17 protein-coding genes are annotated in these 15,593 nt (G+C 64.8%); 10 read left to right on the forward strand and 7 right to left on the reverse strand.

Annotated features, from left to right (window positions below; translation table 11 throughout):
* The first annotated feature begins 134 nt into the window (after nucleotides 1–134).
* The 7 genes from AC1DMA_RS03515 (at nucleotide 135) to AC1DMA_RS03545 (ending at nucleotide 7,260) form a co-directional block, all read left to right on the forward strand.
* Nucleotides 135–1,316 carry a lipid-transfer protein gene (locus AC1DMA_RS03515; RefSeq protein WP_478143240.1) on the forward strand — a complete coding sequence of 394 codons (1,182 nt, stop codon included), beginning with the start codon at nucleotides 135–137 and terminating at the stop codon, nucleotides 1,314–1,316.
* A gap of 10 nt (nucleotides 1,317–1,326) precedes the next feature.
* On the forward strand, nucleotides 1,327–1,767 hold the full coding sequence (locus AC1DMA_RS03520; protein ID WP_478143241.1) for a MaoC family dehydratase N-terminal domain-containing protein: 441 nt from the start codon (nucleotides 1,327–1,329) through the stop codon (nucleotides 1,765–1,767).
* An 11-nt stretch (nucleotides 1,768–1,778) separates the two neighbouring features.
* Nucleotides 1,779–2,198: a MaoC family dehydratase gene (locus tag AC1DMA_RS03525; protein ID WP_478143242.1), complete on the forward strand. Its 420-nt coding sequence runs from the start codon at nucleotides 1,779–1,781 to the stop codon at nucleotides 2,196–2,198.
* A gap of 26 nt (nucleotides 2,199–2,224) precedes the next feature.
* Nucleotides 2,225–3,055 carry an SDR family NAD(P)-dependent oxidoreductase gene (locus AC1DMA_RS03530; RefSeq protein WP_478143243.1) on the forward strand — a complete coding sequence of 277 codons (831 nt, stop codon included), beginning with the start codon at nucleotides 2,225–2,227 and terminating at the stop codon, nucleotides 3,053–3,055.
* Between the two features lie 3 nt (nucleotides 3,056–3,058).
* Nucleotides 3,059–4,210 (forward strand): acyl-CoA dehydrogenase family protein, encoded by a 1,152-nt coding sequence (locus AC1DMA_RS03535; RefSeq protein WP_478143244.1) that lies wholly within the window; start codon nucleotides 3,059–3,061, stop codon nucleotides 4,208–4,210.
* Nucleotides 4,207–5,250: a CaiB/BaiF CoA transferase family protein gene (locus tag AC1DMA_RS03540; protein ID WP_478143245.1), complete on the forward strand. Its 1,044-nt coding sequence runs from the start codon at nucleotides 4,207–4,209 to the stop codon at nucleotides 5,248–5,250. The genes AC1DMA_RS03535 and AC1DMA_RS03540 overlap by 4 nt, the downstream gene beginning before the upstream one ends.
* A 234-nt stretch (nucleotides 5,251–5,484) precedes the next feature.
* Complete coding sequence (locus AC1DMA_RS03545; protein WP_478143246.1) at nucleotides 5,485–7,260, forward strand: sulfatase-like hydrolase/transferase; 1,776 nt, start codon at nucleotides 5,485–5,487, stop codon at nucleotides 7,258–7,260.
* Here AC1DMA_RS03545 and AC1DMA_RS03550 read toward each other — a convergent pair.
* From AC1DMA_RS03550 to AC1DMA_RS03580, 7 genes are all read right to left on the reverse strand, one after another.
* Nucleotides 7,236–7,688: a hypothetical protein gene (locus tag AC1DMA_RS03550; protein ID WP_478126611.1), complete on the reverse strand. Its 453-nt coding sequence runs from the start codon at nucleotides 7,686–7,688 to the stop codon at nucleotides 7,236–7,238. The two genes, AC1DMA_RS03545 and AC1DMA_RS03550, sit on opposite strands and share 25 nt — an antisense overlap.
* 20 nt (nucleotides 7,689–7,708) lie before the next feature.
* Entirely contained in the window at nucleotides 7,709–8,515 is an 807-nt protein-coding gene (locus AC1DMA_RS03555) for a DUF2092 domain-containing protein (RefSeq protein ID WP_478143247.1), read from the reverse strand.
* A 169-nt stretch (nucleotides 8,516–8,684) separates the two neighbouring features.
* On the reverse strand, nucleotides 8,685–9,233 hold the full coding sequence (locus AC1DMA_RS03560) for an OmpA/MotB family protein (protein WP_478143248.1): 549 nt from the start codon (nucleotides 9,231–9,233) through the stop codon (nucleotides 8,685–8,687).
* Between the two features lie 548 nt (nucleotides 9,234–9,781).
* Nucleotides 9,782–10,027 carry an XRE family transcriptional regulator gene (locus AC1DMA_RS03565; protein WP_478143249.1) on the reverse strand — a complete coding sequence of 82 codons (246 nt, stop codon included), beginning with the start codon at nucleotides 10,025–10,027 and terminating at the stop codon, nucleotides 9,782–9,784.
* A 54-nt stretch (nucleotides 10,028–10,081) separates the two neighbouring features.
* On the reverse strand, nucleotides 10,082–10,783 hold the full coding sequence (locus AC1DMA_RS03570; protein WP_478126615.1) for an SGNH/GDSL hydrolase family protein: 702 nt from the start codon (nucleotides 10,781–10,783) through the stop codon (nucleotides 10,082–10,084).
* A gap of 221 nt (nucleotides 10,784–11,004) precedes the next feature.
* Complete coding sequence (locus AC1DMA_RS03575) at nucleotides 11,005–11,775, reverse strand: enoyl-CoA hydratase (protein WP_478143250.1); 771 nt, start codon at nucleotides 11,773–11,775, stop codon at nucleotides 11,005–11,007.
* The gene (locus tag AC1DMA_RS03580) at nucleotides 11,775–12,755 is read right to left on the reverse strand and encodes a tripartite tricarboxylate transporter substrate binding protein (RefSeq protein ID WP_478143350.1); all 981 of its coding nucleotides are present in this window, start codon (nucleotides 12,753–12,755) and stop codon (nucleotides 11,775–11,777) included. The genes AC1DMA_RS03575 and AC1DMA_RS03580 overlap by 1 nt, the downstream gene beginning before the upstream one ends.
* 320 nt (nucleotides 12,756–13,075) lie before the next feature.
* On the opposite strand from AC1DMA_RS03580, the gene AC1DMA_RS03585 reads away from it, so the two are divergent.
* From AC1DMA_RS03585 to AC1DMA_RS03595, 3 genes are all read left to right on the forward strand, one after another.
* Nucleotides 13,076–13,660, forward strand: a complete 585-nt coding sequence (locus tag AC1DMA_RS03585) for a hypothetical protein (RefSeq protein ID WP_478126617.1) — start codon at nucleotides 13,076–13,078, stop codon at nucleotides 13,658–13,660.
* Nucleotides 13,661–13,877: 217 nt separating this feature from the next.
* A complete protein-coding gene (locus AC1DMA_RS03590) occupies nucleotides 13,878–15,029 on the forward strand; it encodes an MFS transporter (RefSeq protein WP_478143351.1) in 1,152 nt (383 codons plus the stop codon).
* A 115-nt stretch (nucleotides 15,030–15,144) separates the two neighbouring features.
* A complete protein-coding gene (locus AC1DMA_RS03595; RefSeq protein WP_478143251.1) occupies nucleotides 15,145–15,591 on the forward strand; it encodes an outer membrane lipoprotein in 447 nt (148 codons plus the stop codon).
* Nucleotides 15,592–15,593: the final 2 nt, after the last annotated feature.

The raw sequence follows: 15,593 nt of genomic DNA on the forward strand, positions 1-15,593 counted from the left end.
GTCCCGGCAAGCCGATGCCTTTTGCCATGCGATCGACGCGATGTGTCATCGCCGGCGGGGCAACGAATTCCTACCATCGAACCATTCAAAGGGCGCGATCCCGCTGCCCTCTTCAGCACCTCCAGGAGTCCTCCATGAACCGTGACGTCTTTGTCAGCGGGGTCGGCATGATCCCCTTCACCAAGCCAGGCGCCAACGAGCCCTATCCGCAGATGGCCGCCAAGGCCACCCGCCAGGCCCTGGCCGACGCAGGCATCGGCTATGAGCTGGTTCAACAGGCGTATGTCGGCTATGTGTACGGCGACTCCACCGCCGGCCAGCGCGCCGTGTACGAAGTCGGCATGACCGGCATTCCGGTCGTCAACGTGAACAACAACTGCTCCACCGGCTCGACCGCGCTCTTCCTGGCGCGCCAGGCCGTCGGCAGCGGTGCCGCCGAGTGCGTGCTGGCGCTGGGCTTCGAGCAGATGAGCCCCGGCGCGCTCGGCTCGATGTACACGGACCGGACGAGCCCGTTCGAGCGCTTCGACGAACAGGCCGCGGCGCTGACCGACGTCGACCTGCCGTTGGCCTTGCGCTATTTCGGCGGCGCGGGCCTCGCGCACATGAAGGAGTTCGGCACGAAGCTCGAGACCTTCGCCAAGATCCGCGCCAAGGCAAGCCGCCACGCGGCCAACAATCCGCTCGCCCTCTTCCGCACCGTGATCACCGAAGAGGACGTGCTGAACGCTCCCATGATGTGGCCCGGCGTCATGACGCGCCTGATGGCGTGCCCGCCCACCTGCGGCGCGGCGGCGGCAATCATCTGTTCGTCCGAGTTCGCCGAGCGCCATGGCTTGAATCGCCAGGTTCGCATCAAGGCGCAGGCCATGACGACGGACCAGCCGATCACCTTCGAGGCAGGTGACATGCGCGAAGTGGTTGGCTTCAGCATGGCTCGTTCGGCCGCGCAGCAGGTCTACGAGGCCGCCGGCGTGAGTCCGCAAGACATCGATGTCGTCGAGCTGCATGACTGCTTCGCACAGAACGAGTTGGTGAGCTATGAGGCGCTGGGCCTCTGCCCGGTTGGCGGCGCGGAGAAGTTCATCTGCGACGGCGACAACACCTATGGCGGCAAGGTCGTCACCAACCCTTCGGGCGGATTGCTCAGCAAGGGCCATCCACTGGGCGCCACCGGCCTGGCGCAATGCTTCGAGTTGACGCACCAGTTGCGCGGCACTGCCGAGCAACGTCAGGTCGAAGGCGCCCAACTGGCGCTGCAACACAACCTCGGCCTGGGCGGCGCCTGCGTGGTCACGCTGTACGAACGCGTCTGAGGGAGAAATCATGATCGACAAGAAATGGATCGGCCATGAGCTGCCCGCGTCGGTGTTGCCCATCGAGCGAAGTCGGCTGCAGTTCTTCGCCAAGGTGATCGGCGAGACCGATCCCGTCTACACCGATGCGGCCGCCGCACGCGATGCCGGCTACCCGGACTTGCCCGCGCCGCCGACCTTTCTGTTCGCGGCCGAACTCGATTCCGGCGCCTCCAAGCGCATGCTCGCGGATTTGCAGATCCCCATCGCGAGGCTTCTGCATGGCGAGCAGAGCTTCAGCTACCACCGCGCCGCCTGCGTGGGCGACACGGTAACGGTGCGCTCATCCATCAGCGACATCTACGACAAGAAGAACGGCGCACTCGAATTCGTCGTCAAGACCGCGCGCGCGACCAACCAGCGCGATGAGCTCGTGGCCGAACTGCGCACGGTGCTTGTCTGCCGCAACTGAAGGACCTTCACATGACCTTGCCTACCTTCGATACCGTCCATGTCGGCGACGAGCTGCCCGCGCTGCAGCTTCCACCTGTCGATCGCACGACGCTGGCTCTTTTCGGCGGCGCCTCGGGCGACCACAACCCGATCCACATCGACATCGACGTCGCACGTCGTGCCGGCATGCCGGACGTCTTTGCGCAGGGCATGCTCGGCATGGCCTGGCTGGGCCGCCTGCTCACCGGCTGGACGCCGCAGAGCCGCTTGCGCCAGTTCGAAGCACGCTTCCAAGGGATCACCCATCTCGGCAATGCGATGCGCTGCAGCGGTCGGGTGATCGAGAAACTCGAGCACAACGGCGAGCGCTGCGTGCGCATCGAACTGCAAAGCGCCAACCAATTCGGACAAACCAAGATCGCGGGCGTTGCACTCGTTGCATTGCCTTGAACACCTCATCCCAGGAGACATCCCACATGACACGCAAACTCGAGGGCAAGGTTGCCCTCATCACCGGCTCGGGCCGCGGTATCGGCCGTTCGATCGCACTCAAGCTGGCCAGCGAAGGTGCGCGCATCGTCGTCAACGACCTCGACAGCGACCCAGCCCAGGAAACCGTGCAGGCCATTCGCGAGGCTGGCGGCCAGGCCGTCGCCTGCGTCGGCAGCGTCACGGCGCCGGACTTTGCCGAGCGCTTCGTCGGCACTGCCGTCAGCGAATACAAGGGCCTGGACATCATCATCAACAACGCCGGCTACACCTGGGACAACGTGATCCAGAAAATGACCGACGAGCAGTGGTACGCCATGATGGACTGCCACCTGACGGCGCCGTTTCGCATCCTGCGCGCCGCTCAACCGGTGATTCGCGCGCTCGTCAAGACCGAAACGGAGGCGGGACAGCGCGTGATGCGCAAGGTGGTCAACATCTCGTCGGTGGCGGGCCTGTTCGGCAACGCGGGCCAGACCAACTATTCCGCGGCCAAGGCGGGCATCGTCGGCATGACGCAGACTCTGGCGAAGGAATGGGGGCGCATGAACGTCACGGTGAACTGCGTGGCCTATGGCTTCATCAAGACGCGCCTGACCACCAGTGCGGCCGGCGAGTCCACCGCCAACATCGAAGGCCGCGAGATCAAGGTCGGCGTCAACCCCGAGTTGATGGCGATGATGGAGCGAAGCATCCCACTGGGCCGCGGCGGCACGCCCGAAGAGGCGGCGGGCGCGGTGTATCTGCTGTGCATCCCCGAGTCGGACTACGTGAGCGGCCAGACGCTGATGTGCAGCGGCGGCCTGACGGGGATCTGAAGCATGCTGCCACAGCTCTACCGCCATCGCTGGATGGACGAAGATATCGAAGCCTTTCGCGACCAGGTGCGCCGTTATGTCGTCGGCGAACTGGTGCCATCCCTTGAGGGATGGCGACGTCAGGGTTACATCCCGCGCGAAGTCTGGCGCCCCTTCGGTCAGATGGGCTTCATGCTGCCCGAACTCGCCGAGGAGTACGGAGGGGCCGGTGCATCGGTGGCCTATCAGCTCGTGGTGCAAGACGAACTCGCCAAGGCCGAAGTGCCGGCGAACTCCGCCGTTCACACCATTGCCGCCCACTACATCCTGGACTACGGGACCGAGGCACAGAAGAAGCGATGGCTGCCCAAGCTCGCCAGTGGTGAATTGCTGGCCGGCATTGCGCTGACGGAGCCCGGTTGCGGTTCGGATCTCAAGGCGCTGCGCACCCGGGCCAGGCGCGATGGCCACGACTACGTGATCGACGGCGCCAAGACCTTCATCACGAACGGCTTCACGGCCAACCTGCTCGTCGTTGCGGTGCGCACCGGTGACGCGGGCAGCCGCGGCGTGTCGCTGATGGTGCTGGAAACCGAAAACCTGCCGGGTTTCCGCGTCGGCCGCCGCCTCGAAAAGCTGGGCCAGCACGCGTCGGACACCGCCGAACTGTTCTTCGATGGCGTGCGCGTGCCCGCAGACCAGCTGCTTGGTGCGAAGGAAGGCCAAGGCTTCATCCAGTTGATGAGCCAGCTCCCGTACGAGCGCATGCTGCTGTGCGTACCGGCAGCGGCGGTGATCGAGCGCGCGGTCGAGCTCACGGTCGAATACACGCAGCAGCGCAAAGCCTTCGGCCAGACCGTGTTCGACTTCCAGAACACGCGATTCAAGCTTGCCGAATGCGCCACGCTCGCGCACGTGGTTCGCACTTTCGTCAACGATTGCATCCAGCGCATGCTCGATGGCACGCTCGACGACGAGGCCGCGTACATGGCCAAGTGGTGGTGCACCGAACAACAGGGCAAGGTCGTCGACGAGTGCGTCCAGCTGTTCGGCGGCTACGGCTACATGGCCGAATATCCGATCGCGCGGCTGTATGCGGATGCGCGCATCCAGCGCATCTACGGTGGCACCACCGAAATCATGAAGGACCTGATCGCGCGAAAGCTGGCGCCATGAACCCGCCGCTGCAAGGCGTACGCGTCGTCGAGTTCGAAGGCATCGGCCCCGGTCCGCTGGCCGGCCGCATGCTTGCCGACATGGGCGCCGAGGTGACGCTGATCACGCGCTCTTCGCGAGGCGCGGTGACCGCGCAATTGGGAGGCGGCGGCGAAGACCCGATGCGTGCCGGCAAGGCTGTCGTGGTGCTCGACCTGAAGCAGCCGGGCGCGATCGCCGAGGCGATGGCGCTGGTCTCAGCCGCGGACGCGCTGATAGAGGGCAACCGGCCGGGCGTCATGGAACGACTCGGGCTCGGCCCTGCCGACTGCGCAACGCGCAACCCGCGGCTGGTCTATGGCCGCATGACGGGCTGGGGCCAGAGCGGGCCCTTGGCCCAGGCGGCGGGCCACGATCTGAACTACGTGGCGCTGACGGGATTGCTGTCGTTGTCCGCCCGCCGCGGCGAAAGACCGATGGTGCCGCCGACCGTCGTCGGAGATGCCGCCGGTGCCCTCGGGCTGGCTTTCGGCATTGCCTGCGCGCTGTTTGACGCGCGTGCGAGCGGCCATGGACGCGTCGTGGATGGCGCCATCGTCGACGTGCTCGCCATGCTCGGTGGCATCGCGCAGATGGTGCGCTCCGGCGGCCAGATCGATGGGCCCGAACCTAGCCCGTTCCACGACTCGCCGTTCTACGACGTCTATGCCTGCGCCGACGGCGGCTTCATCACACTGGGAGCACTCGAACCGCAGTTCTACGCACTGCTGCTGGAGAAGCTCGGTTTTGCCGATGTGAACCCGTCCGCCCAGTACGACAAGACCACGTGGCCAACGCTGAAGGCGCGATTCACGTCCTTGTTCGCAAGCCAATCGCGGGCGCATTGGTCGATGCTGCTCGAAGGAAGCGACGTGTGCTTTGCACCGGTGCTGAGTCTCGCCGAGGCGGCGCGGCACCCGCACAACGCGGCGCGAAGCATCTACAGCGTCAGGCCAACCGGCGAGTTCACGGCCCGCGGCGCTCCACGCTTCACTCCGCTGACAGACGGCCCGACCGCCTGAAGCGAGATCCGGCGGGCCGCGGTCCGTCGATCCATCCGATGCCCGATCGCAGCAGCAAAGCCGGGGTCAGAGCAAGTCGAACTCGAAAGCCCCCATTGGCCAGAGAGCCCGTACGTGGAGATAGGTAGCTGCCGGGATTGCCTGCCTGTGCGGCCCTCTCGACAATCCGAGATGCGGCGCTCTGTCGCAGCGCAGCTGGTTCGTCAATGACCGCGAGATCAATCGATCGAAGGGATGTATATGCCAAAGCAGCCGAACATCTTCCTCATCCTGACGGACCAGCAGCGATTTCCGCCGTCCTATGAGAACGAGGACCTGAAGACCTTCCGCCGTGAAGTGCTCAAGGGAGAGCAGAGCCTGCACGACGCGGGCGTGTCGTTCGAGCGCCACTACGCGATGTCGGCAGCCTGCACACCCAGCCGTGCATCGTTGTTCACCGGCCAGTATCCGTCGCTGCACGGCGTCACCCAGACGGATGGGATTTGCAAAGGACCGGACAGTGCGGATATGCACTGGCTCGCGCCTGACACGGTGCCGACCATGGGCGACTGGTTCCGCGCTGGCGGCTACCGGACCTTCTACAAGGGCAAATGGCACGTGGCCCACAGGGACCTGCCAGCGCCGGATGGCGAAGGACAATTGCAGACGCTGACCAAGGAAGGCGCGCCGATTCCCGAGAACATCGCCACTTGCCTCAAGGCGGACCTGCTGGAGCCGTACGGCTTTTCGGAGTGGATCGGGCCGGAGCCCCACGGGCTCGGGCCGCAGAACACCGGCACGCTCCGCGACCCCTTCACGGCGGACGACACCATCGCGCTGCTCAAGCGCCTCGAGGCCGACGGCAGCGACCAACCCTGGCTCACGGTGTGCTCGTTCCTCAATCCGCATGACATCGCAATATTCGGCGTAATCGGACTGGCGCAGGGCCTGCGCTTCGACACCAGCGAAATTCCCTCGATTCCGAATTCGCCAACGCACGACGAGGATCTGTCGACCAAGCCGAGCGCTCAGCAAAGCTATGTCGACGTCTGGGGCAAGATGCTCGCCCCCCAGCCGTGGGTCGAGCTTCAGCGCAAGTTCTACTTCCAGATGCAGCGCAATGTCGACGAGCAGATCTCGCGCGTGCTTGAGGCCCTGCGCGCCACGAAGCAGTTCGAGAACACGATCGTGGTGTTCAGCACCGATCACGGGGACATGCTCGGCGCCCACGGCGGTATGCACCAGAAATGGCACATCGCCTACGAAGAGGCGACCCGCATTCCGTTCGTGGTCGCCAGTCCCCTGCTCAAGGGACCCAAGACAATCGACACGCCGACGAGCCATGCTGACGTCATTCCGACCCTGCTGGGACTTGCAGGTATCGATCCGGCCGCCGCACTGAAGAAGGTGGCGGCTACGCACAAGGAAGCGCATCCGCTCGTGGGCCGCGACTTGTCGGGCGTGGTCCTCGGGAGCAGCCAGGCGCCGGCACGCGAACCGATACTTTTCATGACCGACGACGAGATCACCGAGGGCAGCGAGCACCCGAAGAGCCCATTCCAGATCTGGGCTCGCATGACCGGCGCCTACTTCAACGTCATCCAGCCCAACCACATCGAGATGGTGGTTGCCGAGGTCGACGTGAACGGTCAGAAGCACTTGGCCAAACTGGCGCGCTACTACGACAACCCTCAGTTCTGGACAGTGCCGGGTGTACGCGACGAGCGTCTCATGCGCCGCAACAAGGTCGAGAAGGTCAGCGAACGCGCCGCTGACGAGTATGAGCTCTATGACCTCACCGCCGATCCCACCGAGACGCGCAACCTCGCACATCCGAGATACGCTGACGAGCACTCACGCGAGTTGCTGGCGCGCATGAAGCAGGTGCTCGGCGAGCAGCTCGCGAAGAAGCGACTGGTCCCACACACCGGGGGAGCGCCGGGTTATGTGCCGCCCGAAGTCACCCAGGCTTCTTCTGTGCTGAGCGGAGCCGCGGACCAGCGTCGTCACGGCGCCGGAACGACCTCGTAATACACACCGCTGGAGCCGAAGTAAGGCTTGTACCAAGTGGCGCCGGACTGGTAGTAGTTGGCGCCGTTCACCACCATGCTGCGCGCCCCACCGGGTAGCGCAGCCATCTGCGTACCGAGCGGCGGGCCGCCCTGCACCACAACCGGGAGAGGCTGCACGGCCACGACAGGCTGCTGGACCACCACGGTAGCGGGGCGGCTCGCGATCGCTGCGCCCACGGCCATGCCCGCGACCGCACCTGCAGCGGCGCCGCAGCCATAGCAACCGGCAGGACGGTAGTACGGGTGATAGGGGTGGTAGCCGCCTACCGCCACGGCACCACCTCGCCAGCCGCCCGCAGCGGCGATCCATGCATTCGCGCCGGAGAGCGGAGCCAGGACGCCGGCCACAAGAGTGGCCGCAAGGGCGAGGGTCTTGATCTGATTCATGGCTACGCTCCTTTTCACGGTCACTTGGCCTGACCCATCTGCTTGAACTCGAGTCTCGCCGCACCGGGAGGGATCGCGGCGATGAAGGTCTTCGCCGGCACCGGCGCATTGAGCTTCCAGTCCGAGATTTCGACCGTGAAGGTCGGTTGCCTCTCGCCCGTGCGGTACGAGACGACCATTTGGCGCGGCAGCTTGTCGGAAGCACCGATCCATATCTCCCAGTCAAGTCCCGGGGCGGTGAACGCCAAGTGCTGGGTCATGACACCGCCGATGACCGTCTGGCCGACGAAGAGTGCACTCGAGAGATCCTTTGTCAGGAGGACGTACGGGTCTGGAACCAACAAGTCGAAGAAAGGTGCCGTGGCGTCGGAATCCGGCTGCACGCCGTTCATCAGTGCCTCGATCGCGCCCCCAGCGGCGTCACGCTGCGTATAGAACTTGCGATCGACCCCAATCACGGTGACTGACTTGCCGTCATAGAAGCTGTCGCTCGGAAACAAGTCGCCGCGCGCTTCCACGAAGAGTTTGTCCGGCCGCTGCATCACCACCCGAGAGGACGCGAAAAGGCTCACGAACTGCCCTGTCGGCGAGTGTGTTGGCACGATGCCGCGCACCTTGAAGCTCAAGGTCTTCGCGCCCGCGAGCGTGTCGCTCATGCTTCTGAGCAGCGCGAGCGCGCGCTCGTCCTTCAAGTCCTCCGCGGGCGCCACCTCTTGCGCGGGCTTGTTGTCCTGCGCGAGAACAGTTGGTCCGGCGCCAAGCAGCGCCATTGCGGCAAGCAAAGGCACGGCAAGACGACGACTGAGTTGATCCATGGCGAGAGTCATCGGTGTGCTCCGAAGTTGAGATCAAAGGGCATGGCCTTTTCGCCACGCCAAGCCTGCGGCGATCGCAACGACTTTGTTGCGCGCATCGACACGGTCCATGCGACCTCCTGGAGGATTGTTTGATGACTGCGTCACGCCATCGGCGGACGCCTGCGCTCGTGCGCAGTCCTCACGGACGACCGGCCGCCGCGATCACGATCTCGACGCGGCGGTTCTTGGACCTGCCCTGCGACGAGTCATTGCTCGCGACCGGACGCGCATCCCCGAAGCCCTGCGCCGAGATCGAGTTCTGCGGCACGCCCTTCGACGTCAGGAAGCGCACGACGTCGTCCGCACGTGCCGACGAGAGCTCGACATTGGACGGAAAGCGCGACTTCAGCTCAGGCCCGATCGGCACGTTGTCGGTGAATCCTTGCACGATGATCTGCTGACCCGGGAGATTGGAGAGCGTCGGAGCGATCTTGCCGAGCGTCTGCTCGCCCCTCGAACTGAGCTTCCAGCCGCCTTCAGGAAAGAGAATTTCGTTGACCATCGTCACCTTCAGCTGGTCCTGCAGATTCGTGATCTGTGCCTGGTCGCTGCTCAGCTCTCCGGAGAGTTGCTTGTCGAGCGACGCATAGGTGTTTGCTTTCTGCACTTCGGTGTTGTAGGTCTGCTTCGAGACACAACCGGCGACCAGTGTCATTGCGCACAGCGCGAGGATGAACTTCGACTTCATGCTTGCCTCCTGAAAGCTGCGTCCGTCGGGTGTCGCATACCTTATGCAACCTGCCTGCGGAAGCGAGTTCATCTTGATGCATCACCAATGACCGGTAAATCCCGGCCCACACGTACCTGCACGTACGTGGAAGCTTCCTCATCAGTGCCGCTTTAAAGAGTGCTTAGTTGCCGGTGGCCATGTTGCACCGGTACCGTGCCTTGCTGCATTGCTGCAAAGCCCTGTCCAGATTCCGCCGGCAATTTTGATCTGAAGCCTGGACGCAGAACTGGTGGTCGGCCTTGGCCGTCTGCTTGCAAGTGCTGTACTGGAGTTCGCATGAGGTCTGGCTGCCGCCATTTCCCTGGGCTGATGCATACCCGAACAGTGCCACGGCGCTGCAGAGCGCGAAGGCGATCCCGATGATCCGCTTCATAGCAACACTCCATCTTGTCGGACGCGGAGAATTCGAGGCCACCGCGATGCGTCACATGCTGGAAGACAAGCCCGCTCGGAAAAATCCCGGCGTCCACTTATCGGCCACGTACGAGTGGGGCGCGCAGCTAGCTTCATTGCTTGGTTTTCGGCGTTGCGCGCAGCACGCTCGCCCGTTGTTGGAACGCCCACCACGTGCAGGGATGCATACGGCGCACACCGCCCTCCCACTGCTTCCACGTGATTTCGCTGTACCAGATGAGCGCTGCGGCATGCTCTTGAGTGAGTCCGGCATCCAGCCGTGCGGCCCTGATCTCCTGGACCGACGGCGTGCCGGGCAACAGTGGTTTCGTGCGATGCGGACGGTTGTTTTCACTCACGACAGCGAATCCTTGAGGGTGAACCGGCGCCCGATCGGCCGGTTCTCGCACCGCTCAGGCTGCGGCCGCGCCACTTTGCCCGCACTCAGGCGCGGCGTCTACGAGGACTTGCGTCAAGAGGCCTGCGAGGCGTTGCTGATAGGCATCATCGGGATGTACACCGTCGTCCATCAGGTCGGAAGGCGACCAAGGCACAGCAGCCCAGTCCACGAAAAGAGCGCCGTATTCGTTCGCAAGTTGGCTGCCCTTCAAGTTGTTCACTGCGCGGTAAGCCATTTCGCCTTGAGTGGCGTTCGACAGTCCCACCACGACCGGCGTGCGGCCCTTGGCCTTGACCGACTCCAACATCGAGCGCATCGGAGACTCGAACAGCGTCTTTCCGTTGCTGTCGTTCGTGCCGTATTCCAGCACGACGAAGCGAGCATCGAGGGGATCTTGAAGAAAGGTTGGCACCGTCGCTGCGGCGGTTCCGCCAATGGTGCCGCGAAGCTGGACTTGCAGGCCCTCGCCCAAGTGAGGCGCCGTCAAGACCGAGATCGAGTCGCCCCAAAAGGCGACGGAGCAGGAGGACACCATCGGAGCCGGAGGCGGCTTCGCTTGGCCTGTTTGCTTCTGCGCATGCGCAGTCACCGTCGCAATTGGCAAGCCTTCTGCAACACCGCCAGCGTCCGTTCCCCCTCCACCGCTGCCACCGCAAGCACCCAGGAGAGCTGGCAGCGCCAAGAGCGCGTGGCACAGCATCTTTTTCGCATTCATCTACTTTGTCTTGCCCCTGATGCTGCGGGGCGCCAGCGGCAGCAACGCGCTGCCGCGGCAAATTTTCAGTATTCATTGAATACTATTTCGCCAACGCTAAAAGATATTCAACGAATTCCCGTGAATTCTTTCTCGTTCGCGAACAACACGGAAGGCCTGCAAAAACAGTCACACCGCCCCGAACGCGCAGCTCTACGCTGCAAGGCCGGTGTCGAGCCCTGTCAAGACGTCCACTTCGGCGCGCGCTTTCCCAGAAACGCATCGATGCCTTCACCCGCGTCTTCTTCCATCATGTTGCGCGCCATCACGTCCCCGGCATAAGCGTATGCCTCCGCGAGCGCCAACTGCCGCTGCCGATAGAACATCGCCTTGCCGTAGCGCACCGCGGTCGCACTCTTGGCGATGATCTCGGCGGTTTTCTTCTCAACGGTCGCATCCAGCGCCTCATCCGCGACCGCTTCGTTGATCAGGCCCCAATCCGCCGCCGTCGCAGCATCGATGAAGCGTCCCGTCACCAGCATGTCGAATGCACGCTTGGCCGACACGTTCCGCGATAGCGCAACCGAGGGCGTCGAACAGAACAGGCCGACGTTGATTCCCGACACCGCAAAGCTGGCCGATCGCGATGCGATGGCGAGGTCGCAACTGGCGACCAGCTGGCAACCCGCCGCCGTCGCGAGGCCGTGCACCCGCGCGATGACGGGCACAGGCAGCGCCTGGATCGCCTGCATGACTCGACTGCAGCGAGAAAAGAGCGCCTGGTAGTACGCCAGCTCGGGCTTGCCGCGCATCTCGCGAAGATCGTGCCCTGCGCAAAAGGCCTTGCCCTTTGCGCCGATGACCACGCAGCGCACTTGGGGGTCGGCGGCCAGCGCGTCAAGTTGCTCATGCAGCGCGTCCAGCATGGCTTCCGACAGCGCGTTGAATTGCGCCGGACGATTCAGCCACAGCGTCGCGACGCCGCGCAGGTCTTCGCGCAAAACGATCTGCATCAGTCTTCCTTCATGCCGGTGGCCTTCACCACGCCACCCAGGCGCGTGCGCTCTTCGTCGACGAACTTCACGAATGACGCGCGGTTGCCGCCGATCGGCTCGATGCCCATGCTCTTGAGGCGTTCCACGGTGGCCGGCATCTTCATCGCCTTGTCGATGGCGTCGGCCATCTTGTCGAGGATCGCGTCGGGTGTGCCGCGCGGCGCGTGCACGCCGGCCCAGTGCGCGATGCGGATTTCAGGGAAGCCTTCTTCGCTCGCGGTCGGAAGCTGCGGATAGGCGGAAATGCGCTGGGTCCACGTGCCGGCCAGCGGCTTCAGCTTGCCGCTCTTGATGTAGGGCAGCACCACGATGCTGGCCTCCGAAGTGGCCTCGACCTGGCTGCCAAGCACGGCGGTGATGGATTCGGAACCGCTCTTGTAAGGCACCACGTCCAGCTTGGCGCCGTACTTGGTTTCGAGGATGCCTTCGACGAAGTGCGGCGTGCTGCCGGTGCCCGCAGTCGCCCAATGGAAGCCGCTGCCCGCCTTCTTCGAGGCGGCGACGAATTCCTTGAGGTCTTTGTAGGGTGCGTCCGCGGGCACCACGATCACGGAGGGCGCGAGTCCGATCAACGCGACCGGCACCAGCTCGCTGTCCTTGTACGGCATGCTCTTCTTGATCATGCTGTTGGAGATCACACCCGCCGCGCTCACGAGGAATGTGTAGCCATCCGGCGCGCTCTTGGCGACGACGTCCGCGCCGAGGATGGCGCCAGCGCCTGGCTTGTTGTCGACCACGATGGGCTGGCCCAGCACCTTGGAAGCTCCTTCGGCGGCTGCACGCGCCATCAGGTCGTTGGCGCCGCCGGCCGAGAACGGCACAACCAGGCGGATCGGCTTGGTGGGCCAGGTCTGCGCGCCCGCACTGCCGGCCGCGAATGCGGAAGCGATGGCGGCCACAAGGCCCACTTTGAACGAAAGGCGGCGGGACGATGACATGCGCATGAGTGTCTCCAAATGTTGTTTCTATTGCCAGCGATTCTGCCGCCCCAACAGCCCCCAAAGAGTAGGAGGCCGCTGGCAGACATCGATGCGCCGTGCATCGAAAGTGACGCATCATCATCCCGCCTCTTGCATCGGAGTCTTGAATGCCCGTGATCTGCGCCGCCTGCCACACTGAAAATCGCGATGCCGCGATGTTCTGTCACGGATGCGCACGCAAGTTGCCAGCTTTTGCGCCCACAGCGCCGTCCGTGCTCGAAACGATGCGGGCCCGGGATGCAGCGGCCTCCGCCAGGCCCTCCAGCCAGGCTGCGTCCATGCTCAGGCGGGCCGTGCGCGAGCCCTTGTTTCCGCTGGGCGTGGCGCTTCTGGTCGCCGCACTGGCGGTCGCCTGGTACGTGCAAGCGTCGCGCAGCTCCCACAAGGCGGCGCGCGTCGCGAGCACTGCGCCGGCTACGATCGTGGCGTCCTCCGCCGTCGCAACCGTGAAGGCGGATCCGCCCCGTCCGGCGAATCAGGCGCCTGCTGATTCCGTTCCGCTGGTGGCCTCGCTGTCGCCGGGCGAACTCGAGCTCGCGCCGACTCATCCCCATCCGGCGGCGGAGCCGCCCGCCGCAGTCGCGCCGCCGACCCCGGCGCCGCCTGTCGCTTCCACAGCTCCGGCCGCTCCGAGCTATCAACCGGCACCCGAGCGCCGGTCGCCTCCGCGCACGGCGGCGCCGCAACGGCCCGTCGCGCTCGATCCGCGCCACGGGTGCGAGACGCTCAACTTCGTCTTCGCCGCGCGCTGCGAAGCCGCGCACTGCGACAAGCCCGAATACTCGCGACACCCGCGCTGCAACCTCGTGCGCGAGGAGCGCAAGCGCGACGAAGCGCGCCGCAATCCGACGCTGGGCTTCTGAACCAGCGGCGAATGACCGAAGGCGGCGGGCTTTTTGTCGGGGCATCCTTCGCGCCGCACGATGGTCGCCCCCTCGCATGAGCACGGCTGATTCAGGCCCATCGGCCTAACATGCCTGCGTGCCCATCTCCTCTTCCGCGCCCTCTTCCGCGCCCTCTTCCGCTTCCACGTTCGACTCGTCCGCAGACTCGCACTGGCGACGCAATCTCTACGTCTGCATGTTCGGCTCGTTCACGACCATCGTCGCGATGACGCTGCTGCTGCCGTTCCTGCCGCTCTTCGTCGAGCAACTCGGCGTGACGGACCCCGCGGGCATTGCGCAATGGTCGGGCGCGGCCTATGGCGCCACCTTCCTGTCCGCGGCCTTCGTTGCGCCGCTCTGGGGGCGCCTGGCCGACTTGTACGGCCGCAAGCTGATGCTGATCCGCGCGAGCCTCGGCATGGCCGTGGCCATGGCGCTCATCGGCACGGCCCAGAACGTCTGGCAGCTGGTGGGGCTGCGGCTGCTTGCGGGCTTCCTGGGCGGCTATGCGTCGGGCTCGACTCTGCTCATTGCCACCCAGACGCCCAAGGAACGTTCCGGCTGGGCGCTCGGCACGCTGTCGTCGGCCATCATGGCGGGCAGCCTCGCGGGGCCGCTCATCGGCGGCGTCCTCCCGCCATTGATCGGCATCCGCTGGACTTTCTTCGCTGCGGGCGCTGTCATCTTCGTGGCCTTTCTTGCGACGCTCCTCCTCATTCGCGAAGACAAGCGGCCACGAATCGCGAAGACGGCCAAGTCGAGCGGCGGGTGGTCGAGCATCGACGACAAGCGGCCGGTGGTCGTCATGTTCATCACGGGCACGCTGCTGATGCTCGCCAACATGTCGATCGAGCCGATCATCACCGTCTATGTGCAGCAGCTCGTTGCCGACCCCCGCCACGTCACCATGGTGGCGGGCCTCGTCATGTCGGCCGCGGCGCTGGGGAGCATTCTTTCGGCGGCGCGACTGGGCAAGCTTGCCGACCGCGTGGGTGCATGGAACGTCATCGTCGGTTGTCTTGCTGTGTGCGCCGCGCTGCTGATCCCGCAGGCTTTCGTCACCGCAAGCTGGCAACTGGTCGTGTTGCGGTTTTTGATGGGCCTTTCGCTCGGCGGATTGCTTCCATGCATCGCGCATGTGATCAGGCATAGCGTTCCCGAGCGGTCGGCGGGCAGCATGCTCGGCTATTCAGTGTCCGCGCAGTACACGGGGCAGGTGGTCGGTCCGCTCATGGGCGGCTTCGTCGGCGGGCATTTCGGCATGCGGTTCGTGTTCCTGGCGACGTGCGTGCTGATGGCGGCCGGCGCCTTCCTGAACTGGCGGGCACAGCGTCCGGTCTTGCGTTGATTTGACGCGCTAGCAGATGCCGTCCAAAGAAGGAAGCGGCCCGAACATGCTTGGTGTGGGCGCAAATCAACGCCAAACTATGGCCTCAGCAGTCACACACACGAGGCGATTCTTCATGGCATTCAATCTCTACGCCCGCATCGCGGCGATTGCGACAGCGCTCGTACTGACAGCATGCGCGGCACCGGGCGGCCCACAGTCGGCGCCGATGTCGATCCGGCAGGGCACGATCGAGCAGATCACGCCGACCACCATCCGAAGCCCGGCACACACGGGCGTAGGTGCAGTCGTCGGTGGTCTCACGGGCGTGGGCCTGGGCAGCCTGATCGGCAACGGGACGGGACGCGACGTCGCGATGGTCGCAGGGGCGATCGGCGGGACGATGGCGGGCGCGGAGGTCGCCAACAGGGCCGCACAGCCCATGCCAGGGCAGGAAGTCTTCGTTCGCACCGACAGCGGCGTGCTGGTCGAAATCACGCAGCCGGTGGTTCCCGGCCTTCGCGTGGGCCAGCGCGTCTTCATCCAGGGCAATGGCGAAGCCGCCCGCGTGACCCCGCAATAAGC

This window comes from Variovorax sp. 05N34, assembly GCF_056397405.1.